20 protein-coding genes and 1 riboswitch are annotated in these 21,406 nt (G+C 44.2%); of the genes, 3 read left to right on the top strand and 17 right to left on the bottom strand.

The annotated features are described in order from the left end of the window. The first annotated feature begins 1 nt into the window (after nucleotide 1). Nucleotides 2–1,192 carry a TRC40/GET3/ArsA family transport-energizing ATPase gene (locus F6K63_RS26215; protein ID WP_071106457.1) on the top strand — a complete coding sequence of 397 codons (1,191 nt, stop codon included), beginning with the start codon at nucleotides 2–4 and terminating at the stop codon, nucleotides 1,190–1,192. Nucleotides 1,193–1,233: 41 nt separating this feature from the next. Here F6K63_RS26215 and F6K63_RS26210 read toward each other — a convergent pair whose 3' ends face one another. Together F6K63_RS26210 and F6K63_RS26205 are read right to left on the bottom strand one after the other, a co-directional pair. After that, nucleotides 1,234–1,638 carry a hypothetical protein gene (locus tag F6K63_RS26210; protein ID WP_287313505.1) on the bottom strand — a complete coding sequence of 135 codons (405 nt, stop codon included), beginning with the start codon at nucleotides 1,636–1,638 and terminating at the stop codon, nucleotides 1,234–1,236. Between the two features lie 371 nt (nucleotides 1,639–2,009). After that, nucleotides 2,010–2,183 (bottom strand): DUF4278 domain-containing protein, encoded by a 174-nt coding sequence (locus F6K63_RS26205; protein ID WP_287249983.1) that lies wholly within the window; start codon nucleotides 2,181–2,183, stop codon nucleotides 2,010–2,012. A gap of 35 nt (nucleotides 2,184–2,218) precedes the next feature. Beyond that, nucleotides 2,219–2,303, bottom strand: a riboswitch (Glutamine riboswitch). Between the two features lie 140 nt (nucleotides 2,304–2,443). Between F6K63_RS26205 and smpB the strand changes: the two genes are divergently transcribed. Beyond that, nucleotides 2,444–2,911, top strand: a complete 468-nt coding sequence (gene smpB / locus F6K63_RS26200) for an SsrA-binding protein SmpB (RefSeq protein ID WP_008182507.1) — start codon at nucleotides 2,444–2,446, stop codon at nucleotides 2,909–2,911. Between the two features lie 39 nt (nucleotides 2,912–2,950). Here smpB and F6K63_RS26195 read toward each other — a convergent pair whose 3' ends face one another. The 6 genes from F6K63_RS26195 to F6K63_RS26170 all read right to left on the bottom strand — a co-directional run bounded on the left by F6K63_RS26195 (nucleotide 2,951) and on the right by F6K63_RS26170 (nucleotide 10,001). Further along, nucleotides 2,951–3,076, bottom strand: coding sequence for a hypothetical protein (locus F6K63_RS26195; RefSeq protein ID WP_267872018.1), 126 nt, complete (start codon nucleotides 3,074–3,076; stop codon nucleotides 2,951–2,953). A gap of 62 nt (nucleotides 3,077–3,138) precedes the next feature. Beyond that, nucleotides 3,139–4,521: an IctB family putative bicarbonate transporter gene (locus F6K63_RS26190; protein WP_008182505.1), complete on the bottom strand. Its 1,383-nt coding sequence runs from the start codon at nucleotides 4,519–4,521 to the stop codon at nucleotides 3,139–3,141. Nucleotides 4,522–4,841: 320 nt separating this feature from the next. Continuing rightward, nucleotides 4,842–6,428, bottom strand: coding sequence for a GAF domain-containing sensor histidine kinase (locus F6K63_RS26185; RefSeq protein WP_287313504.1), 1,587 nt, complete (start codon nucleotides 6,426–6,428; stop codon nucleotides 4,842–4,844). A gap of 189 nt (nucleotides 6,429–6,617) precedes the next feature. Continuing rightward, entirely contained in the window at nucleotides 6,618–7,355 is a 738-nt protein-coding gene (locus tag F6K63_RS26180) for a GUN4 domain-containing protein (protein WP_287313503.1), read from the bottom strand. Between the two features lie 515 nt (nucleotides 7,356–7,870). Next, nucleotides 7,871–8,359, bottom strand: a complete 489-nt coding sequence (locus tag F6K63_RS26175; RefSeq protein WP_008182497.1) for an adenylyltransferase/cytidyltransferase family protein — start codon at nucleotides 8,357–8,359, stop codon at nucleotides 7,871–7,873. Nucleotides 8,360–9,290: 931 nt separating this feature from the next. After that, a complete protein-coding gene (locus tag F6K63_RS26170) occupies nucleotides 9,291–10,001 on the bottom strand; it encodes a response regulator transcription factor (RefSeq protein ID WP_071106451.1) in 711 nt (236 codons plus the stop codon). Between the two features lie 681 nt (nucleotides 10,002–10,682). On the opposite strand from F6K63_RS26170, the gene F6K63_RS26165 reads away from it, so the two are divergent. Further along, a complete protein-coding gene (locus tag F6K63_RS26165; protein WP_287313502.1) occupies nucleotides 10,683–12,107 on the top strand; it encodes an NADP-dependent isocitrate dehydrogenase in 1,425 nt (474 codons plus the stop codon). Nucleotides 12,108–12,476: 369 nt separating this feature from the next. On the opposite strand, the gene F6K63_RS26160 is transcribed toward F6K63_RS26165, so the two are convergent. The 9 genes from F6K63_RS26160 to F6K63_RS26120 all read right to left on the bottom strand — a co-directional run bounded on the left by F6K63_RS26160 (nucleotide 12,477) and on the right by F6K63_RS26120 (nucleotide 21,246). Beyond that, nucleotides 12,477–13,721, bottom strand: coding sequence for a hypothetical protein (locus tag F6K63_RS26160; protein ID WP_287313501.1), 1,245 nt, complete (start codon nucleotides 13,719–13,721; stop codon nucleotides 12,477–12,479). 142 nt (nucleotides 13,722–13,863) lie between these two features. Beyond that, nucleotides 13,864–15,030 (bottom strand): LptF/LptG family permease, encoded by a 1,167-nt coding sequence (locus F6K63_RS26155; protein ID WP_008182489.1) that lies wholly within the window; start codon nucleotides 15,028–15,030, stop codon nucleotides 13,864–13,866. Between the two features lie 41 nt (nucleotides 15,031–15,071). Then, nucleotides 15,072–15,800: an LPS export ABC transporter ATP-binding protein gene (lptB, locus tag F6K63_RS26150; RefSeq protein WP_071106446.1), complete on the bottom strand. Its 729-nt coding sequence runs from the start codon at nucleotides 15,798–15,800 to the stop codon at nucleotides 15,072–15,074. Between the two features lie 159 nt (nucleotides 15,801–15,959). Then, the gene (locus tag F6K63_RS26145) at nucleotides 15,960–16,442 is read right to left on the bottom strand and encodes an LptA/OstA family protein (protein ID WP_287313500.1); all 483 of its coding nucleotides are present in this window, start codon (nucleotides 16,440–16,442) and stop codon (nucleotides 15,960–15,962) included. 213 nt (nucleotides 16,443–16,655) lie between these two features. Further along, a complete protein-coding gene (locus F6K63_RS26140; RefSeq protein WP_287313499.1) occupies nucleotides 16,656–17,087 on the bottom strand; it encodes a DUF309 domain-containing protein in 432 nt (143 codons plus the stop codon). Beyond that, nucleotides 17,084–17,482: a ferredoxin thioredoxin reductase catalytic beta subunit gene (locus F6K63_RS26135; RefSeq protein ID WP_071106444.1), complete on the bottom strand. Its 399-nt coding sequence runs from the start codon at nucleotides 17,480–17,482 to the stop codon at nucleotides 17,084–17,086. The genes F6K63_RS26140 and F6K63_RS26135 overlap by 4 nt, the downstream gene beginning before the upstream one ends. Before the next feature lie 173 nt (nucleotides 17,483–17,655). After that, complete coding sequence (locus tag F6K63_RS26130; RefSeq protein WP_287313498.1) at nucleotides 17,656–18,825, bottom strand: DUF58 domain-containing protein; 1,170 nt, start codon at nucleotides 18,823–18,825, stop codon at nucleotides 17,656–17,658. A 16-nt stretch (nucleotides 18,826–18,841) separates the two neighbouring features. Further along, on the bottom strand, nucleotides 18,842–19,753 hold the full coding sequence (locus F6K63_RS26125) for a Uma2 family endonuclease (RefSeq protein WP_287313497.1): 912 nt from the start codon (nucleotides 19,751–19,753) through the stop codon (nucleotides 18,842–18,844). 101 nt (nucleotides 19,754–19,854) lie between these two features. Next, nucleotides 19,855–21,246, bottom strand: coding sequence for a Mur ligase family protein (locus tag F6K63_RS26120; protein WP_287249995.1), 1,392 nt, complete (start codon nucleotides 21,244–21,246; stop codon nucleotides 19,855–19,857). Between the last annotated feature and the right edge of the window lie 160 nt (nucleotides 21,247–21,406).

Raw genomic sequence — 21,406 nt, 5'->3', positions numbered from 1 at the left:
CATGCGCGTAATTTTGATGACCGGTAAAGGAGGAGTAGGAAAAACCTCTGTAGCCGCTGCTACTGGCTTGCGTTGTGCCGAGTTAGGCTACAAAACCCTAGTTCTGAGTACTGACCCAGCTCACTCCCTAGCAGATAGTTTTGATATTGAACTCAGTCACGACCCCCGATTAGTCCGCCCGAACCTTTGGGGAGCAGAACTTGACGCTCTGATGGAATTGGAAGGAAACTGGGGAGCGGTTAAGCGTTACATTACCCAAGTGCTGCAAGCGAGGGGCTTAGATGGGGTACAGGCAGAAGAATTAGCCGTTCTTCCTGGTATGGATGAAATTTTTGGTCTCGTCCGCATGAAACGTCACTACGATGAAGACGAGTACGATGTTCTGGTTATTGACTCAGCTCCTACTGGTACTGCGTTACGGTTACTGAGCTTACCAGAAGTCAGTGGCTGGTATATGCGCCGTTTTTATAAGCCACTACAAAGTATGTCAGTTGCTCTGAGACCTTTGGTTGAACCGTTATTCAAACCCATTGCTGGCTTTTCTTTACCAGATAAAGAGGTCATGGATGCTCCCTATGAGTTTTATGAACAAATTGAAGCCCTAGAGAAGGTACTGACTGACAACCAACAAACATCAGTGCGTCTGGTTACTAATCCTGAGAGAATGGTGATTAAGGAGTCCTTACGAGCTCATGCTTACTTAAGCCTATACAACGTTGCCACTGATCTAGTTGTTGCGAATCGGATCATTCCTGACCAAGTAACTGACCCATTTTTCCAACGCTGGAAAGAAAATCAGCAACAGTATCGCCAAGAAATTCACGACAATTTCCGGCCTTTACCCATTAAAGAAGTTCCCCTCTATTCCCAAGAGATGTGCGGTATTGAAGCGTTGGAGCGTCTCAAAGAAACTCTGTATGGTTCAGAAGATCCCACTCAAGTGTATTACCAAGAAAACACCATTAGAGTAATACAGCATAAAAATGAGTACAGCCTAGAACTGTACCTACCTGGTATCCCCAAAGACAAAATACAGCTTACTCAAACAGGAGATGAATTGAATGTTCGCATTGGTAACCATCGCCGCAATTTAGTCCTCCCCCAAGCTTTAGCTGCCCTGAAACCTTCAGGAGCCAAGATGGAAGAGGATTATCTCAAAATCAAATTTGCCGCTGGTGCAGTTAATATCTGATCAAGCCCTGTAGAGTTGGAGTCAATCTACACAGCAGTAAATTAACCCTTTCTGAGCTCCTGAGCCATTTTGAGGAACGGATCCAGGCTTGAGTCAGGGCGACGGGGTTGAGAGCTTACCTGACCGTTTTGTTCTAATTTAGTTCCAGACTGGGAAGCAGTCTCAGAAGTGGCCATAGGTGTCTGATTTTGGGAAAGGGTGACTTTATCCGTAGCGGAGGTCTGCTCTACCACTTCACCGCTTAAAACAGCAGTCTTGGTCTTGGGAAAGGATTTCTTGACCTTAACAGGGGTGCGCATGTAGTCAATGTTTCCCATGGTCTTGGCTTGATCTGTGTCCAAGAAATACTCTTGAGAGCGGTTAGCTTCTCTGGATTGTGCCATGTCCTGGCTGTCCTGATCAACGTACTTGGTCTGAGAGTTGAACAAATTGCCAAAGAGTCCCATAGTTAATTTTTCCTGCCTCTAGGTAGTCTATTGTTATTTAATGTTAACTATTATAAATATTTATATCATAAATCTTTTGTAAAAACTGATATCAACACAAAAAAACCTCAGCCACTTACAGAGGATATACTCTGCTCTTAGCTGAGGGAATTAGTCAGGGTGCATCTATTACTTATCTATCCAACTGGGTTGTCACCCCATCAGGAAGCCAAATGAAACATGGGGTGGAACCCCGCGCTTGTTCAAAGCAGTAGGGAACCCGCACCAAGAGAGTGATTGGTTATAGGGCACATGCCTAGGGCATATCGCCACTACTGGCTATGAGTTTAGATACACCTTGTTTATAGGCTAGAATACTTAGTTATATTGAGTTAATAAGAAACGCCACGATATTTGAGGTTGACTTTGTCTTGCACAAGTGTTAAAGGATGGGCACTACCCAATCGGTAATTCAGTCCCCGGTACTTGCCAGCAAAGTCAACTGCTGTGGTGGAAACTTCGCAAGGATGGTGTTGGTAGCTAACACCGCGATAAGAAAGTTTCATAGTCTTCGCCTCATAATGTGAGTGTAGTGATAAGAGGCGCGTTCCTTCAGGATTCATCCTTACTTCCGTCTCTCCATGAAGCTTGCTCACCTATGGTTAATTCATGAAGAGATGAACGATTTTATGTTTCTGTATCTATTTTTACCGTTTTTCAGGTAAATGTCAATATCTTCATAAAAGTTAATAGTTTCGCGTTGTCGCCAGTTCTAACCTCAGGCGCTAGAGTTAGATAACTGCAAGCCTGTGGGAGTGGCAACACTATGAGTGATAAAGGTGAAAGTTATAAAGTTATTAGTGATAATCGACAAGCTCGTTTCCGCTACGAAATTTTAGAGACTTACGAGGCTGGGATTGAGTTAAAGGGAACGGAGGTGAAGTCTATCCGAGTTGGCAAGGTCAACTTGCGGGATGGCTATGGGTTGATTCGTGGTGGGGAAGCCTGGCTGCTCAATGTCCATATCTCTCCGTACCAAAATATCAACGAATATTTTAATCATGACCCCCGTCGCAGCCGAAAACTACTGCTGCACCGTAAGGAAATCAATAAGCTCACCGGTAAATTAGAACAGCAAGGTTTAACCCTTGTCCCCTTAAAGATTTATTTGAAGCGCGGCTTGGTTAAAGTCAGCATTGGTTTGGGCAGAGGGAAAAAGCTCCATGATAAGCGGGAGACGATCAAGAGGCGTCAGGATCAGCGAGATATGGCAAGGGCTATTAAACGTTATTGAAGGTTGAACGCGATCGCGTGGCCGAAAGGCCAAGGTTGGTTAGTTGGTTGGTAGGTTGAAGGTTGAAGGTTGAAGGTTGAAGGTTGAAGGTTGGTAGGTTGAAGGTTGAAGGTTGTTCGCTCTTGGCGTTCCCGTAGGGTAGGTTGAAGGTTGTTTGGTCAGCACAAAACTAGCAACCTGTAACTTGGTAACTTGTAACCTGCAACCTGCAAAGCAACCTGCAAACTTTAAACTTTTGACGGGTCAGAATTTGGATTGACATAGAAACTGGCAATAATGGCGACGACTAGCCACCATAGGGTCTGCACTTGAGGACGGTACCAAACGGTATCTACCAGACCATGGGCGAGCATTCCTGACATGGTGGCAATGGCTCCCATCAGCCAAAATCCCTGACGGTTCGCTAAATTTCTCAGACGACTCAGTTGTTGCATGCCTTGGTTGAAGGTGACTATCAGCAACCAAAGGAAACATAACATCCCGATCAAACCCATTTCTACGGCAGTTTCTAGGAAAATGGAATAGGCACTGAGGGCGGTATATTTGGGGCGTTGGAAAAGGGGATAGATTTTGTTGAAGGCGTTGTTACCTGGACCAATGCCAATGATGGGTCGGTCACGAATCATGTCCATCACCGCAGACCAAACATTCATGCGGAAGTTGTTACTACTATCTTCCCGACCAACAAAAATACTAGCAATGCGATCGCGTATAGCTGGAACAAACATGACGGCGAGAAGCATCACCCCAGCACAACTGCTTAATAGTGCTGGCATTGCCCAAGGGCGTAATTTAGGGGGCAACTGCACACTGTACCAATACACCAGCAGGATCAAGAAGACGAAAATACAAACAACAAAACCAATCCATCCACCCCGACTAAAGGTTAGCACTAGACAAATTGAATTCACGACTACCATCGTCAGTGCTAAGGCTTTGGGGAGCAAACCCTGCCAGACAAATACTGCTGCCAAACTCAATGCTACTGCTGGGATCAGATAACCAGCTAGTAAATTCGGGTTGCCCAGATAACTATAAACCCGCGTCAGTTTTGCTGCTGCTGAAGTGGGGTCTACCCAGGTAGCTAATGCTTCAGCCCCAAAAAACCACTGCCGCAAGCCGTAAATACTGACAATTAGTGAGATATGGAGAAAGAGGGTAATAATCCAGCTACGAAGGGGACGAGAACGTAATACCCTTGCCATCAGGGCAAAAAAGAACAAATAAAGGGTTAATTTTACCAAACCACTAGAGGCAGCCCCTTTCACCGGAGAGAGTGCGGTGGCTATAGTGGCAACACTCCAGTACAAAAAAACTAACAGATGAATGGGGCTTACCTTCGGCTTTCCTATATCATCGGATAAGGTTAGCAATACCCATAACCCTGCACTTGCAATTAACAAGATGCCTACTAGAGCATTGGAAACAAAAGGAGCTAAACTTAACACCAGAGCAACTATCATCGCTCCTATTGGGTCAGACCACTGTAGGAGCAAGCTACTCTGACGCCAAGCATCTAGGAGTCCTACCAGGCGATACAAATAGCTAGTGCCTCGCCACCGATACAGCTGTAAATTTGAAAGAGTAAACTTAGCCCATGCTGAATTCATTGTCTATTTTTTATTTGAACCCACCTCATCTATAATCTTTGATTTTATATCAGGATTCCTTCACCAAATACTAAAAAACTTTTCGACGCTTCCCGAAAAGCTGGCGTTCTCAGGGGGTCTTTAGCACTTTTGCTATCGACCACTTCAGAAAGACTAAGCAAAATTAAATAATTTATTAACTGAGCAACCTTTATCAGCCGTTAGTCTTCTATTTATGAGTTTTTTTGATAAATACGGTCTAGGTCTGATGGCTAGATCACCTTGACAGTACCGTTGCCTAGATTAGTTTAACATATGAGTCAATGAATCGGAACAGTGGTTTAACAGTTTTGATCAGGAGACTCTAATTGCGGTAAAGTAATCACGTACCGATACCCTAACTCTGGCAAACCTTGAACAGAAATTTTTCCTCTATGGCGTTTAGCTAAATGGCAGCTTAGTAATAGCCCTAAACTTTCACGAGATTCACTATTCTGAGGTCTTTTTTCCGATTCAGAACCCCAACTAGTAGTTTCTGGATCAAAAGAACTGGATAAAAACTGATTGTCACAGAGGAAGTTTGAACTCGAAGGTAGTTCACTTATTCCCAGTGCTTCAGTGATGAATGGGGTTTCTAAAGCATTAGCAACCGCTGCTGCTGCTGAGGGGGATTGTAACGGTAACTCATAAATTTGTCCGTACATCTGAGGTAGACCATCTCCGAGCCAGGGGTGAGAAACCCAAACCGCGATTTTCAAAGACACGACATTAGCCCTCTCCAAATCAGTTTTTCGAGAGACATGGATGCGTACTTCACCCCCTGCCTCAGCCGAGTAAATCACACTGAATATGAGGTAATATAGCATTTGTCGTACCTTTTCTTTATCCAGAAACCAGATGCGATTACCTGGCTCTACAGATAGATGCAACTTTTGTCGATGTTGCTGGGCTATCTGTGCTAAATTGTTCATTGCTTGTTGACAGAGCATTTCAATATCTACAGCAGTTAAATTTAGTTGTTCGCTGTTTTCATCAAAAATCCCCAAGCAAAGAATTTCATCAACCATCAAGACCAGCTGACGACCACTGCAATAAACAATTTCTAGATATTCTTTTTGTTTATCAGTCAAAGACCCATAAACTTGGCGACTTAATACACTAGCCATTCCCATAATCGATGTTAGAGGTGTGCGCAATTCCTGTGTCAGCTGAGTTAGTAATTTGTACTTAATGGTGTGAACTGAGTTAAAACCAGCTATCCCATCTAGAGAGACATTCCTAGGGCTAGAAGTTTGGCGATCAGACTCGACTTCCTGAGAGTGCTGAGGCTCTGTTGAAGAGTTAGTTAGCCAGTTAACAAAGCGGTCACGCTCTTTTTTCAAAAAATGATTCCGCTCAAATTCACTGAGACTCCAGCGAGCGGTAATTGCCAAAAACTCATAATCTTTGGTGGTAAAATTGCGAGGTACTAAATCCATAACTGCTAGGGTACCTAAACACTCTCCGTCAGCAGTTAACAGTGGTGCACCTAAGTAAGAACGGATACCGTAGTGGTGAACCAGTACACTACTAGCAAAGACAGGGTTGGCGACTGTATCATTAATCGCCAACATTTGATGACTATCTACTACATAGCTACAAAAGCATTCACTACGGGGCAACTGACGGGACTGTGCCACTCGATTCATTAGCCCGATTCTAGATAATCCCACAGCTGATTTGATGTGCTGTTGCGTTTGTACCATAAAGCCCAAAATGCAGATAGGCACATCTAAAAATCTGGCAGTAGTCTGAGTTGCCTCGTCGAAAACTGGTACTGTTTCTGCTTCGAGTAGACCTAAATCCCGAAGAGTTTTCAGTCGTTTTTTTTCCCGTTCTTTAGCAGTCAAACCATCCAAAGTACAAAAAAGTTGATTTTCTTTTGCCATAACCAACCCATTCCCCATGGTTACCTTTGGTAGCACCACAGTCCACTGGCTACTGTAGTGCTACCCACAACACTTAAGGTTCCCAGATAGAGTAGTGAAGTAAACAAATTCTCAGGAAAATAAATGCTTAAATAATGCCATTTTTTTTGGTATCAGAAGCATTTTTGCGGTTGTTTCGTTCCTGACCGCTTATGGGAGTGATGTCTGAGTAGACCAAGCTGGATGAGAAAGCAAAGAGGAAAATACCCGAACACCTCTGAGCTGATTCGAAAGAGGCAAATGACCTTTTGGTGCACTGAGATCCCAGATAAACTCATGGGGATATCGGGTCCAGCGATTGCCAGTTTTCCAACCAATTTTTGGCCAAAGTTTTTCCCAGTTTTTACCCAAAGACAACCAAAGCTCCCGCTGCACAGAAAATCCAAATTTGCCTTGAGAGTGAATAACCCACAAGATATCAATAGTTTGCAAATCTGTAATCGGGAAATTGTCTACTTCAGAAAAATACAGCCATCTTCTCTGTACAGCAGCAGCTCCTGCTAACTCACAGAGTTTTTCGAGAGTAAGACGGTCAGCTGCGAGAAAATCTTGTTTAACTAACAGCTGTTGCACGGGTGTGTAATCAATGCCTGCTTCAGAACGTAGGGGTACAACCCCAGTAGGAAAATAGGTTTGCAAAAATTCATTGGTTTTGGGCATATTGGCTTGATGGAGGGCTTGATAGGCAAAACCAGCACTGAGGATAGTCGGGTTGGCATGTTGCTCCTGTAAAAATTCCATTAACACGTCTAACCCGGCAGTGCCAGTGTTGGCAAGTTCCTGAATCAAAGCCTGTTGTTTTTTTTCAGAACTAGACTTTAGCTGGCGCTGGAGTTCGGCAACTGTGTTAGAGACTTCTGCTGGTAACCGGGCCGTTTGATCGCTCATGAAGGGTAGGGTTTGAGGTTGCACTCAAGAAGATTGAATGTGATAGGTTTTAAAGTCGAGAGTCAAGCAAGTTGATGCTTTTAACCTAGACTACGGCAAGGAACCGCTTGTATACAACCTTAAAGCTTATAATTGTCTAAGCTTAAACCTTTTACGATCAAGAACTTGTGCCAAAATTTCACCGAGCCTAGTCCGTCAATTGTCTGTAGCGGTGCTTCACTCATAACCTGGTGGAACAATTAACTTGCAGGTTAATTGTTAGGGGTTATGGGTTAGGTGTTGGCTTTGGTTAATGGTTAATAGTTAAGCGTGTAAGTGTTTAAGCGTGCTTAGTACCTAATGTAAGCGTGCTATCATGCCTAATGTAAGCCAGCCTATACTGAAGTAGATAGGGAGATACCGGTGAGGGAGAGACAACATCCGAGGGTATAAAAAGTTTTTTCCAAAATTGACAAATAATCAATTTACAAGCACAACAACTTACCAAATTTCAACCATTCTCTATTCTCACCTGCTTATCGAGCCTGAAGAATGCGGTTAATGATTTGAGTAGTGGAGGTAGGAAATTCAACCTGGACTAACTCAATCCGCCCCCCGTAGGATTGAACAATTTTGGCTTCTGGTAAAGTGGATAAAGTGTAGTCACCCCCTTTAACGTACACCTCTGGTTGCAGTGCTTCAATTAAACGATTAGCTGTGGTTTCAGCAAAAATCACTACCCCATCTACGGGTTTGAGAGTTGCCAGAATTTCTGCCCTCTGTATTTCAGGAACCAGTGGTCGGGAAGGATATCCTGGCTGTGATGGTTTAATGCGGTTTACTGATTGATCACTATTTAGCCCGACCACTAGAGACGAACCCAAGGATTTGGCAATCTTTAAGTAACGGACATGACCAATGTGTAGTAGATCAAAACACCCATTAGTAAATACCAGTGGTCGCCATCGCTCTGACTCCTGGGTGATCAGCTGTTGTAATTCATCTGCAGTGTAAATTCCAGTCATCTAACTTGAAAATAGTTCTGAGTGAGTCAGCCAGAGAGTTCTGAGTTAAAAGGACTTACTTCGGTAGTAGGTTTCTCTACTACCAAGGCTAGCTCCCTCGCCCCGAAGGAGCTGATTTCTAATTTGCCGTCTACGATGTTGATTGGATTTTTTACCAAGAGGGTCAGGGGGTTTGACAGATTTACCAAGCTCTGATATATGGTAACTGTTGGCTTTTAGTTAGTAGGCCAGTTCAGGAACCAATACTATTATACAGGCGATGTAAATCGGATTCTGAAAACATATCCAAAAAATTGCTCACTCATTCTTCGTTCGCCGCTTACATCCTCTCCTTACTTCTTTGAAAAAGGGGAGCAAGCGCGATTCGAGTTAACGATTCCACCACACCAGAATATTTTTTCTATAACCGAGGGGATTCTCTGAGATCCCCAGTGCTTCGATGTTCCGATTGCTAGCTAACACTGCCTACTGGCTCAAGGGTTTGAGCGAAGCAAAAGTGCCTTAGCTGATTTCGGCTCCAGTTATATACTAAAAAAGACTTATCTGAAGTTCCGGAAAACCCTGTCCGCAATTCGTTGAATTTTCCGTTCACGGAAAAGGGCAGCCCTAGTACACATAGGCTCAAACTTTTGCTCAAAATCGATAACCCATTTTGGCGGCGATTTTACTTCAGTTCATCTGACCTCTCACCACCGACCGTCCGGTAGACCGGAGACTGGTTGCGGAAGAAGTTGAAAGCTGATAAGTTAAACTCTGAGGGGTTAGCTTGTCTAGGTCAGCAGTTAGGAAATTGGCAGATGGGTGATAGCTGATAGTTAAATAAAAGCTCAGTTGATTTCTGTGGGAAGTATAAATACAAGGCAGCTCCGTCACAATTGAAGATTGACCAATAAACCCGATTTCGCCGTTTGAGGGAAAATTACTTTCATGTCTACTCCTTGGGACGTTTGTATCCCTGCTCATAGGCAAAGCGCACCAATTGGCTACGATTATGTAGTTTCAACTTATGGAGTATGCTACTGAGGTGAGTCTGCACAGTACGAGGGCTGATAAATAGGCGATCGCTTATTTCTTTGTTGGTTAACCCCTGAATAACTTGCCAAAATACTCGTTCTTCTGCTGGTGTCAAGGGTAGAGGTTTAGGTTTTGCCCCTACCTGAGCCAAAGTCTTAGAATTCTCAGCAGCTGCTGATGTTGAGAATTGGTTAGCTAGATGGCCAGGAGCTATAGCAGTAGCTTGCTGCATCAACCGAACAATTTCAGCATGGATACGGTGGGAGCGCTCTAGCAGTGCTTCGATTTTTGCCTCTAATTCTCTCGGAGCAACTGGTTTAGTTAAATAATCATCTGCTCCCATAGAATGACCATTAATACGGTCTTCTAATTCTGCTTTGCTAGACAAAAAAATAAATGGCATCAGCCTACCATTGGGAATGTTTCTCAGACGACGGCAAAACTCTAGCCCATCCATCTCCGGCATCAGTACATCAGAAACTACCAGATCCGGTGGATTTTTGACACAAGCTTCCAAGGCTTCAGTTCCCGAACACACTTGTTCTACCTGGTATCCTCGATGTTCCAGGTAGCGCTTCAAAAGAGTTAGCAGGGTTTTATCATCGTCAACAACTAAAATCTTTTTCATATTCTTTCTGGAGCCACCTTTTCTACAAACACTCCTGCCAATTGGTCATGAATTGATGCTGCTGCCATCTGGCTGGAAGTCTATGAAAGGCCAACTGAGACAAACAATACACCATATCTTTTGATCGGAATTCGATTGACCATAGGCAGCATCTATGCTAATAACACTGTAAGTTTCGGTGTTGAAGCCCTAACTATTGACACATCACCCAAGCAATTTTTTAGGAGCGATGGCGCTGCACAAAGCAGCCTTGGCTTGCTGTGGTAAAACAGTTGAACACCTTCCTATTACAGGAGAACTTAAGCTATAGAACCCCTATTTCAGCATAAAGGCTGATTTCAAACAGTTGAGCCATGGTGTAATAACTTCATCAAAGCTTTGAACTTGAACTACGTTCACTCATGCTAATACCCAGAAATGGGAATTTTCGGGAAGAAAGCTCAACAACTACCTGCTCTTTCTGTCACTCTTGCCCTGTCAAGTAGTAATTATCTTAATGAGAAGCTTAACTATAGTATAGTTTTTGCCATCCCCCTATGGATAGACCTTACGTCAACTACCATTTACCTGGGGTTAATCAGCAAAAAAGCTTAATGTCTCAAGCCCAGTGCAGTAGATCTGGTAGTTTTCTGACTATAGGTCTATTGCCAACTTCCATCTGACATTCATTAAAACTACTTTATGTACGAGCAAATTTCCCCTTGCCAGACTGGTTCTGCCATTACCTACAAGGATGGTCAACCCATTGTTCCTGACAACCCAATTATTCCGTTTATTCGCGGAGATGGTACTGGCGTTGATATCTGGCCAGCTGCCCAGAAGGTAATTGATGCAGCGGTCCAATGCGCCTATGGTGCCAAGCGCAGCATCAGCTGGTTTAAAATCTACGCCGGTGACGAAGCTTGCGAAAAGTACGGTACTTATCAGTATTTACCCCAAGACACCCTAAATGCCATCAAAGAATACGGCATTGCTATCAAAGGACCCTTGACAACTCCTGTGGGTGGTGGTATGCGCTCTCTCAATGTTGCCCTGCGGCAAATTAATGACCTCTACGCCTGTGTGCGTCCCTGTAAGTACTACCCAGGAACCCCCTCTCCCCACAAAACTCCAGAGAAACTGGATGTAATTGTCTATCGGGAGAATACAGAAGATATCTACTTAGGTATTGAATGGCCCAAAGGAAGTGAAGTTGCTGAAAAATTGATTACTTTACTCAATCAGGATCTAATCCCAGCGACTCCAGAACATGGCAAAAAACAGATTCCCTTAGATGCTGGTATTGGCATTAAACCCATCAGTAAAACTGGCTCCCAGCGTTTAGTGCGCCGCGCCATCCAACATGCCCTGAGGCTACCTAAGTCTAAGCAGATGGTGACTTTGGTACATAAGGGGAATATTATGAAGTACACCGAAGGCGCGTTCCGGGACTGGGGTTATGAACTAGCAACCACAGAGTTTCGAGCAGAATGTATAACTGAACGGGAATCTTGGATTCTCAGCAACAAAGAGCAAAATCCTGACATTACCCTGGAAGAGAATGCTCGCGCCATTGAACCGGGTTATGATGCCTTGACCCCAGAAAAACAGTCGAAAGTGGTCCAGGAAGTGGAAAATGTCCTTAATTCTATCTGGGACACTCATGGGCAAGGTCAATGGCAAGATAAAGTGATGGTAAATGACCGGATTGCCGACAGCATTTTCCAACAAATCCAGACTCGACCAGCTGAATACTCTATTTTGGCCACGATGAATCTCAATGGTGATTACCTATCCGATGCTGCTGCTGCTATGGTTGGTGGATTAGGTATGGGTCCAGGAGCGAATATTGGTGACACCTGTGCGATTTTTGAAGCCACCCATGGCACAGCTCCCAAACACGCGGGTCTAGACCGGGTAAATCCAGGCTCTGTGATTTTATCAGGAGTGATGATGCTAGAGTATATGGGTTGGCAAGAAGCTGCTGATTTGATTAAGAAGGGGATATCAGATGCGATCGCTAACCGGGAAGTTACTTATGACCTAGCCCGGATGATGACTCCACCCGTAGAACCTCCGTTGAAGTGTTCTGAGTTTGCTGAGGCAATCATTAAATATTTTAGCTAAACCGCGAGAAGCCCCGCACTTTACCTTCTGAGGGTAAGTGTCCTATGGGAAGCGCGGGGCAAGGGTCGGAACGTCGAAATGCCAATGTGATATATTAATAATGGTAGGGAAAACAAATTAAGAGCTAATCGCCACCTACCAACTGAAAATAGAACTTTTTTTTGTATTTTTCCGGCGGGTCGGGGCATCCCGGAGACGAAACCGATAGATAGGGTCGCCTTAATCAATAAGTTTTAACCCTTTTCTGCATAGCCGACCAACCATAAAGGCGACCCTATCCTTACGGTAACTTCTGACCGTGTCGTTAATAAAGCTTACCCTTGTATCCTCGGCAATAACTGGAGTTGGTAAGAAGCCCGCGCTGTCCCGTTAGGGCAGCTTCGGGAGTATGTCACGTCGCCTTAGCTGACTTGGTTCAAGCTTAGACTTTAACTGAGGCTGATTGAAAAACTGATTTTGACTAGTAGACTGGGTAGAAAATTGCCCCAATTTACTAGTTCCTTGCGGTGCTACTGGTGTAAGCGGTGCTGCCGTTGGTACACCGGTAGCTTGCCGGAATGGACTAGAGTAGGTGTTGGAATTGAGAGGAACTGTAGGTGTTGTCGGAAAAGTTCTATCGTTCCTTGTTCGAGGTAGATTGACTCCAGGATAATTAATTTGTCCTGGATAAGGAGCTGTTGTGGGTGTGGTCGAGAAATTCCTGTTGCCGGTTACACCTGGTGTTGTTACCCCAGGATAGGTAATTTGTCCTGGATAGGAGGGAGTCGGTAATGCTTGATTGCCAGTTGCACTCAACGGTATTCCCCCCCTAGCTTTAATTTCCTGAGTTCCTGAGTTCCGTTGTTCGAGAACTCCCCTGTTTCCATAGGAGATGTTTGAAGGCAATATGTTAGCGGGTAGTTGAGCTTTGCTATTACCGGTATTAGACTTAGCAGCATTAAGCCTATTCAAGGCTTCCTGTAAAGGGCTGACTGGTAACTCGGCTGGATTAGTGTAGGGGGAATTGAAGGAACCCAACCCCAATACAGAATTAGTCTGGTTCAGTGTGCTTGAGGATAAAGATCTCTGATTAACAGAGTTAGGATTGGTCAGTAAGCCAGTCCCAGGAACAGGAGGGATATTAAACAAATCGTTTGTAGATGTAACAAACGGATTTCTGGCTTTTGAGGACTGCTGAGGTTGGACGTTTGGCGTTAGTAAAGGTGATGTTGCTTGGGAGTTAGCTTTTGTCTGCTGAATAACTTGAGTAAATAACCCTTCCGAATTTTTGGTTTTAGACTTTCTGGCTTTATTGGTTTGCTGTGGTGGTACTGATATAGCACTTAGGGCTTCGAGCTCTGCTAATAGCACGGCAGAATTATCAATATCAGCCAACGTTGCTGCTAGTTCATCATCTTCAGAAGACAGGGTTGGTTCAACGGTGGGAGTATCAGTGTCAGCCACTTGATTGATCCCAATTGCCCTTAACAATTCTGGACGGTTCCAGTATTCCCGGACAAACCACAACATTAGGGATAACAAGACAGCTGCTCCCCAAAATGCTGGTCGTCCCAAAGGTTGTAGTTGAGCTTTCCAATAGCGGAGGTAAGCAGGAGGTTGATTACGAGAAGACATGGCAGGTTTCAACGATGTTAGACATTTCAGCTTCGCTGTAACTTGATGCTAGCCTCTAATCAAAGGATTCAGGTTTACAATTAGCAATTTACAATTAGCAATTTACAATTAGCAACAATAACTACCTATCTATCGGGCCTATCTATCGGGCAGCCCTATATAACAACAATCCTCCCGCACCTAGTCCAAATAAATTAGGCAACCAGGCTGCCATCAAAGGAGAGAAAATGTTAACTAGACCTAGGGCATTCGTTATAAACCCTAATAAGTAGTAAGAAAAAATTACTAAAACACTAATCCCGAAACTGGTTGCTTTACCTGTACGTTGAGGACGAGTTCCCAAGGAAGCTCCCACTAAACCAAAAACTAGACAAACAAAGGGAAAAGAAATTTTTTGTTGAATTCTGATCCTAAGTTTACGGATTTTTTTAGCATTACCACTATGGCGTAATACCTCCAAACGCTCTAGAGACTGAGCAATGTTCATTTCACCATAGTCACGATTTTTTTTTGCCAAATCCAAAGGTGTTCTAGGAAGTTGTAGCTTTTGTTTTTGAAATCTGAGGATATTGCGGTAAGAAGCATCGGGAGATATAATATAAATAGTCCCATCTAAAAAATCCCATAGATTTTCAGTGGGGTTCCAAACGGCAGACTCAGAGGTAACAATTTGTTCCAGACCGGTCTGAGAAAAGTCTAAAATTGTCAAGCCTCTCATCTGCTTACCATCAAATTGCTCGGCGTAGAACCAACGCTTAATTTTGTTTACTTTTTTGCCATTGGGTAGCTTTACTTTTTGATATTCGGGATAAAATATGTTCCTTTCCTGAAAGGATGGTCTCTCTTTTTTGAGCGCTTTGTCTAAAGTGATTTTGGACTGGTAGTTAGCCGCAGGAACCACTAATTCATTAAATACAAATGTCAGACTTGTAACGAGCAAACTCACCACTACAGCAGGTATTACGAGTCGGTAGATGCTTACCCCAAAGCTGCGCATGGCAATCAACTCACTATCGCTGCTGAGGCGAGAGTATGCCATCAGAGCAGCTAGGAGCATAGACATTGGTAAAGCATAGGAAATAAACTGGGGTATCTGCAACAGTAGCACTTGAAGTGCAATTCCCAGTGGTAATCCTGCTTCAGTAACTTTGCGAACCAACTCAAATAGGGTTCCAATAGCTACGCCCAGTGATGAAAAAGCACCTATACCAAACAGCAGTGGTGGGATTAGCTCAAATACAATGTACCGATCCATCACTGATAAGCCAGGCATTAGTGCAATGATGGACTTGGATTTACCAAATTTCATGATGTGCTAATCACTAAATTAATTTTTTTTAATAGCTTTTTTTATCGTTGAAACCCTGTCCCTAAGTAATACTTACGTACTAAAGGATTATCATAAAGCTCTTCAGCACTTCCGGCAGCCAGGATTTGTCCTTCTCGCATAATGTAGGCGCGGTCAGTAATCGCTAGGGTTTCTCTTACATTGTGGTCAGTCACCAGAATTCCCATTTGGCGATCGCGTAATCGAGCCATAATTTTTTGAATCTCTGACACAGCAATGGGATCGACACCAGCAAATGGCTCATCCAAGAATAAGAACTTCGGTCCAAGTGAACCAACAGCTAACGCTCTTGCGAGTTCTGTTCGACGTCTCTCTCCTCCAGAGACTTGATTACCTAAGGTATTGGCGACTTTTTCCAAGCGAAACTCTTGGAGTAAGTAATGCATTCTTAATCGCCACTCGCCACGAGGCACACCAGTTTGTTCTAAGACTAATTGAATATTGTCCCGAACACTAAGGTGGCGGAAGATACTCGCTTCCTGAGCCAGGTAACCAATACCTAGCTGGGCTCGCCGATTGATCGGCATGGCAGTGATATCTTGATCATCTAGCCAAACTGTACCTAGATTGGGTTTTTCTAGACCAGTGGCAATGTAGAAGGTTGTAGTTTTACCAGCACCATTAGGACCAAGCAACCCTACAACTTCCCCTTGGGCAACGGAAAGATTAACGCGACTTACAACACTTCGCCTGCCATAGGACTTATGGATATTATCTAATAGTATTTTCACGGATAGCACCTTGAATCAGTCATTAGTCAATAGTCCATAATCCTTATATCCTTGCTAATTGACCAATGACCAGGAAATGACCAGGAGTGGTTGCAGGCTATTCTATCAATTAAGATGTAGTTTTTAAGCCATAATGGCTGATGGTAGGGGTTGATTTAGTTAGGGAAGCCCTGGAGCAGGTGATGTGGTGCTGTCTGAGTCAGTAACGATGTAAATTGATTCTACCTGTTGGTTCTGTTGAGGCAGGGCTACAAAGCGTCCTTCATCAATTAAATAGGTAATGGTTTCACCCTGAATACTATTGCCCTCCTGCAACACAAAAACATTACCATTGAGAACCAGACGGCGCTCACGGCTGAAGTATTGGGCTTGGGCTGCAGTTGCTTGTATTTGGCGAGCGGGATAGTTAATTTGGACATTGCCACGGGCTGTGACTACGCCAGTTTTGGAGTTAGCTTCCTGGACATCAGAGCGAACCGTCAAGGCACTTCCATCAGCTGCTGATGGTTTATTTTGGGCTTGTGCTTGGGGGATGTTAAGGAAAGTTGGTAATGCGATCGTACCTACCAAGGTAACTGGCAAGAATAATCTTAGACCTAGATTATGCCTTAATCGGTTAGTATATTTAAGGTCGGACTTCATGCTGTTGTGTGTGATGACTGATCTCGAATACCAATAAGCTGTTCTGCCTACTAGTTTAAGCAAATCCAGCCATAGCTTGGGAATGAAAATGGGCTTTTTGCTCTAAGGCACGTGTTTTAGTTTTGACGACTAGGCAGCAACAAAGTTTCTCATCCTTTCAAAGCATGTGCTAACAACTAATGGTTAACAAGTTAATGGTTAACAAGTTAATGGTTAACCATCAACTCCCTTGAGTTTTGGAAAACCCCTAACCCCTTCGCCACCAACTACAACATCATTGCTGTCAGCCGCCTCTAACTGTCTAACAAAATCAGCAACTTGCTCTGAGCCGACATTTTGCAATGCCTGTAGGAGATTAACACTTTGAGATAGTAGCTCAGTGACATCAATCCCCCCATAGTCTGGTTGATAGTTACTGAGACGTCCGATCCCTTCACCGAGTAAAACCACTGCACCACGCCAGTTTAGATTACCTAGGTGGTAGCAGGCAACAGATATTTGTAAAATACCTTGATAAAATCGCTTTTGCGGCTCAACTGCTTCTATCCATAAAGCTTCAAGGGTGTCGTGACAAGCGTAAAACTCTTGCTGATTAAATTGATCGACACCCTGCCAAAATTCTTCAGGTAGTACTATGGCTGTCATGCCATGCTATCTCGCGCAGCTTTAATTTCGTCTAGGGAAATTTCTTGCTTATCACCCGCAAAATCGTTATCCGGAGTCAAAAATAACATACAGTGGCACTCCTTGCGTTCCCGCATGGGGACACAAGGGCAATTCCAGAAAGTAGCTTTCACCTCTGCTTCTTTGTCTTCATAATGGCGGCAAGGGCATAAGGGAGCACCGAGTTCTTCTTTATGTTTGGCAAGTCCCTCAATCACCACAGCCGTTACGCTTGGGTCAACACAGAAGTAAGTGTCAGTACGCTGAGCATAAGTCTGAGCAAAGTTTTGCATCGCCTCCAGTTTACTATCACTGGCTTGATTAGCTCCCTCCGCTTTACTATCACTGGCTTGATTAGCTATTGGTGATGTAGTCATTTAGTAAAATTGAGTTGTGAAAGAGTTTTTAGCATTGTATCGTACTGTCTTACAGGTAAATCGGATAGTTGTTGATCCTTGCCATAGTTTAAGATAATTGTTTGATGGCTTGAATTGGTCTTAAGCTGCCGTATACATCCGTTACGAATCCGTTGCGTTCCACAGCTTATTTGCTATCGGATCGGTTGCTGTAACTGGTGTTTTAGGGGCTCAGTCGTATTAATTACAATGCCCAAACTATCGCGCTTAAGTTGTTGGACTGGCTTCCCCACGGATACATCTTTTGGCCACAGTAAGCAACGACTCCCAGGAGGTAGGGAGTTAAGACTAACAGGATTTTGAGTCAGCCAGATCAAGGGTAGGTAGGGGGGTAGGTAGAGTTGCTCTTCGGCTTTCCCATCAATTCCGGCTTTGGTCGCAGCAAGGGCTTCTAACACTACTGAGTTACCGTGCAATAAACCTGTTCTCGATGTCCAGAATTTGACATTTGGCTGAGTCCGACAAGCATAGGAGTACATAGAAGCAGCAGCAATAACGGCTTGTTCAAAGTTTTCCGGATGCCATTGACTGGAGCTATCGAGGCAGATGATAATTTCTTGAGAACCAGTCAATACTTCTAACTCCCGTACCAGTAATTCACCGTAACGAGCACTGGTGCGCCAGTGAATCAGACGGGTAGGGTCACCAACTCGGTAAGGTCGTAGTGCTTTGGTAAGGTCTTGGCTAAGTGATTGAGATTTGTGATCGCTTTGGACTTGCATACTGTCCTCTTTACCAATTTCATCCACTAGGGGACAGCGAGTAAGGGGAAGTACAGTGGGATAAACTACTGCCCTAGCGCTAACATATCGACGGCGACGGCACCAAAATAATCCCAAGGGTGTGGCAGTTCTCAATTGTACCTGGTGCCACCGATAGACTCCTCGTTTGGCGGTGGGATGGTAATAAACCCAGCGATGGACACTTTGGGCTGGAATGCTAGCTACTGGTGTTTTGGTCATTGCTCCGAGTTCTGGTGGGAGCATATCCTGAATTTGTAATAGGGTTTGAGGTCCGAGGGTGGGGTTTTCTATTTCTAGTTCAATGGTTAACTGGTCTCCGACACTGACCGGTGAGATCGGACGTCGGCGTACTGATAGATGCTGAAGCGATCGCACTGGCAAGATAGCGGCAATTACCAGTAGGGCAAAAATAATCGCACTGATCACATAGAGCCATCCTGCCATGGTATTGGTGGCAGCGCCAAAGAAACAAATGGCAATTCCTGCTAAAAGCAAACCTCCATAGGCGGGATTAACCCAGTTGGTTTCTAACCATTCGGTGGTTTGTTTGATAACGCTCATGACTTTTTACAGTTATTCAACCCTTAACTTGTTCTCGTACCTGTTCTACACTCAAGCTAAGGGCTTCTGCTACCTGTTCCACTGTTAGTCCCATCTTCAGGAAACGGGGCACAGCCTCGAAGATTGCCTGTTCAGCTATGAATCGTGCTTCAGCCTCTTGTTGTCGCTCCTGTTCAGCTATGAATCGTGCTTCAGCCTCTTGTTGTCGCTCCTGTTCAGCTTTTTGAGCTCGTGCACGTTCTACTTCCGCCCGCTCATTACCAATCAGCAATAGATTACCTTGGTTATCCCACCACCTTAACCAGAGTTGGTTTTGATTTTGATAGGTTCCCTGCCACAGTCCCAATTCGATTCCTAATGGTTCAATGGGATAATGACCTCGCTGGTTGGGCTTCATTTTGTGATAGAAACCTTTAAGGAATTCATAGACCTCCAAGTTACCGGTTTTGATTTCATAGATGCCGTAATAGGCAATGCGTATAATCTGTTCATAAACCCAAAATTTGCCTGGTTTAGTGACTTTGCCTTGCTCACTTCGGGATAGAGGAGTTTGGTCTCGTTCTTCTTCCCCGTTCCCACTGGCAAATTCAAGAGCAATTAAAGGAGCGATATATTCTCGCCATATAACGTAGGAACGGCGAATTTCACCATCTAACTTAGGCGGAACGTTGGGAACATAAAACCAGTCAGGAGCTTCTGCTCCTTTTTCGGGTGGGTCAGTTTCTCGCCAATAGATACCACAGTCTTGTCCAATGGCATAGTGTCCATCGGGATGAATTTGCTGTAAAACTGGTCCAATGGAATCTGTGAGTAAGATGCTTTGGGGGTGTTCCTGAAAATTTTTCACAAAACTTCCATCTGATTCTGGTAGTTGGGTGTGATCTGGGAAAGGAGGAGGTAAAACAACCCGGTCAATACTTTGAGTCATGGTTTCTTCATCGGCTCCTACTGGGGGTATAGATTTATTTTGGCAGAATTTTTAATGAGTCAGGACTTAATAAACTTTCCAATTATCTCCCTTAAAAATACCTACAAAATTTTGCGCCCAGTCAAAAGTCCCCGCACTTCCAACATGGCAGAATAAGTAGGCAAAATATGAAGGGTTTCATGATCTGGAGTTTGTTCCAAAGCGGTAGCGATCGCTTCTGCTAAATCTTCTTTAATAATCAATTCGCAATTAGTCTGGTCTTGATTCTGGTCTTGATTCTGGTCTTGATTCTGGTCTTGACTCTGGTCTTGATTCTGGCTGTATTCTAGACGGAGTGCCATATCATAAACGCGATCGCCACTGACTACCACAGTTCCCCCTGAGTTCACTAATTTTTCTGTATCCACATCCCAAATCCAAGACACATCTGTGCCATCAGGGGTTCGGTCATTGAGTACCACTAGCTTAGTGGATGCTCCACCTTGTTTTTGCAAGTCATTAACAGCTCGAATCGTTTCATTCATCCCTACTGGATTTTTGGATAACAGAATCCGAACCTGCTTCCCATCCACAACTAATTCTTCTGCTCGTCCAAAGGCAGCGCGGAAGGTTTTAATACTGTTGTAGATGGTATCCCGGTCAATTCCCATCTCTATGGCTAGTAATCCCGCTGCCAATGTATTGTATTTGTTATAGATACCAATTAATATTTGTGGCCACTGGCTACTATTGACTGCGAGTTGAGGTTTACTAAAGCCACATTGAGGACAGTGATAGTCTCCTAGATGGGACAGATAAACACCCTCATAGTCCAGGGGATGTCCACAACTGGGGCAGTAAATTGAGTCAACAGCATGGGGAATTTCATCAAGATAGACATCTGGCTCACTTAACCCAAAGAAAAGGACTCTCTGGGGTAACTGTTGACCCAGGTAAGAAAGGGTAGGGTCATCGCCGTTTAAGACCACAACGGTTTCCTCCGGTAAGGGAGCGATCGCATTTTGCCAGCGACGGCTAATAGTATCCACTTCCCCATAACGATCGAGCTGGTCACGAAACAGGTTTAAGCCCAAAATAAATTTAGGCTGACAATCAAGCAATACCAAGGGCAGCACATTTTCATCCACTTCCAAAAGGGCGTAGTCAGCATCCAACTGACCAATCCCATTGGTATTAACTAGGAGTGCGGTCACTAAGCCATTAATCAAATTTGCCCCAGTCCCATTGTGAGCCACTCGCCAACCTTGGCTCTCAAGGATAGTGCACAGGAGTAAAGAGGTGGTAGTTTTACCGTTAGTACCAACAATTAGAATGACACCTTGTCTGACCTGAGCTAATAGTAACGGCAGGACTTGAGGCTGGAGACGACGGGCAATTGCTCCAGGCAGAACACTTGCTGCCCCTAGGTTTAATAACCGAACCAGAGCGGTGACGGTTTTGGCAATGCCTACGGATAACCCTAATCGTAATCTATCGATAATTGATCTAGTCACGGGATGAAAGCTAAAAGTTGTTCGTGGATGAAAGAGTCGGAACAGAAGATGAACGAATCAGAATCGAAATTTCCGATGAAAGCTAAAACCTACCATTGATTAAGAGGATAATTAGGGAAGATTTCACGCCCACCACAGCGCAAGTCCTTCACTTTGTCCT

The sequence above is a fragment of the Moorena sp. SIO1G6 genome, from assembly GCF_010672795.1.
In the GTDB taxonomy this organism is placed as follows: domain Bacteria; phylum Cyanobacteriota; class Cyanobacteriia; order Cyanobacteriales; family Coleofasciculaceae; genus Moorena; species Moorena producens.
This window is presented reverse-complemented; position numbering and strand designations above follow the sequence as displayed.

Bases quoted from the DNA above. Each gene is read 5' to 3' on its own strand.
- F6K63_RS26165 (WP_287313502.1), top strand. From the start codon at position 10,683: ATGTACGAGCAAATTTCCCCTTGCCAGACTGGTTCTGCCATTACCTAC.
- F6K63_RS26205 (WP_287249983.1), bottom strand. From the start codon at position 2,183: ATGAAACTTTCTTATCGCGGTGTTAGCTACCAACACCATCCTTGCGAA.
- F6K63_RS26210 (WP_287313505.1), bottom strand. From the start codon at position 1,638: ATGGGACTCTTTGGCAATTTGTTCAACTCTCAGACCAAGTACGTTGAT.
- F6K63_RS26145 (WP_287313500.1), bottom strand. From the start codon at position 16,442: ATGAAGTCCGACCTTAAATATACTAACCGATTAAGGCATAATCTAGGT.
- F6K63_RS26135 (WP_071106444.1), bottom strand. From the start codon at position 17,482: ATGACTACATCACCAATAGCTAATCAAGCCAGTGATAGTAAAGCGGAG.
- F6K63_RS26215 (WP_071106457.1), top strand. From the start codon at position 2: ATGCGCGTAATTTTGATGACCGGTAAAGGAGGAGTAGGAAAAACCTCT.
- F6K63_RS26140 (WP_287313499.1), bottom strand. From the start codon at position 17,087: ATGACAGCCATAGTACTACCTGAAGAATTTTGGCAGGGTGTCGATCAA.
- F6K63_RS26155 (WP_008182489.1), bottom strand. From the start codon at position 15,030: ATGAAATTTGGTAAATCCAAGTCCATCATTGCACTAATGCCTGGCTTA.
- F6K63_RS26180 (WP_287313503.1), bottom strand. From the start codon at position 7,355: ATGAGCGATCAAACGGCCCGGTTACCAGCAGAAGTCTCTAACACAGTT.
- F6K63_RS26125 (WP_287313497.1), bottom strand. From the start codon at position 19,753: ATGACTCAAAGTATTGACCGGGTTGTTTTACCTCCTCCTTTCCCAGAT.
- F6K63_RS26130 (WP_287313498.1), bottom strand. From the start codon at position 18,825: ATGAGCGTTATCAAACAAACCACCGAATGGTTAGAAACCAACTGGGTT.
- F6K63_RS26185 (WP_287313504.1), bottom strand. From the start codon at position 6,428: ATGGCAAAAGAAAATCAACTTTTTTGTACTTTGGATGGTTTGACTGCT.
- smpB (WP_008182507.1), top strand. From the start codon at position 2,444: ATGAGTGATAAAGGTGAAAGTTATAAAGTTATTAGTGATAATCGACAA.
- F6K63_RS26160 (WP_287313501.1), bottom strand. From the start codon at position 13,721: ATGTCTTCTCGTAATCAACCTCCTGCTTACCTCCGCTATTGGAAAGCT.
- F6K63_RS26190 (WP_008182505.1), bottom strand. From the start codon at position 4,521: ATGAATTCAGCATGGGCTAAGTTTACTCTTTCAAATTTACAGCTGTAT.
- F6K63_RS26170 (WP_071106451.1), bottom strand. From the start codon at position 10,001: ATGAAAAAGATTTTAGTTGTTGACGATGATAAAACCCTGCTAACTCTT.
- F6K63_RS26175 (WP_008182497.1), bottom strand. From the start codon at position 8,359: ATGACTGGAATTTACACTGCAGATGAATTACAACAGCTGATCACCCAG.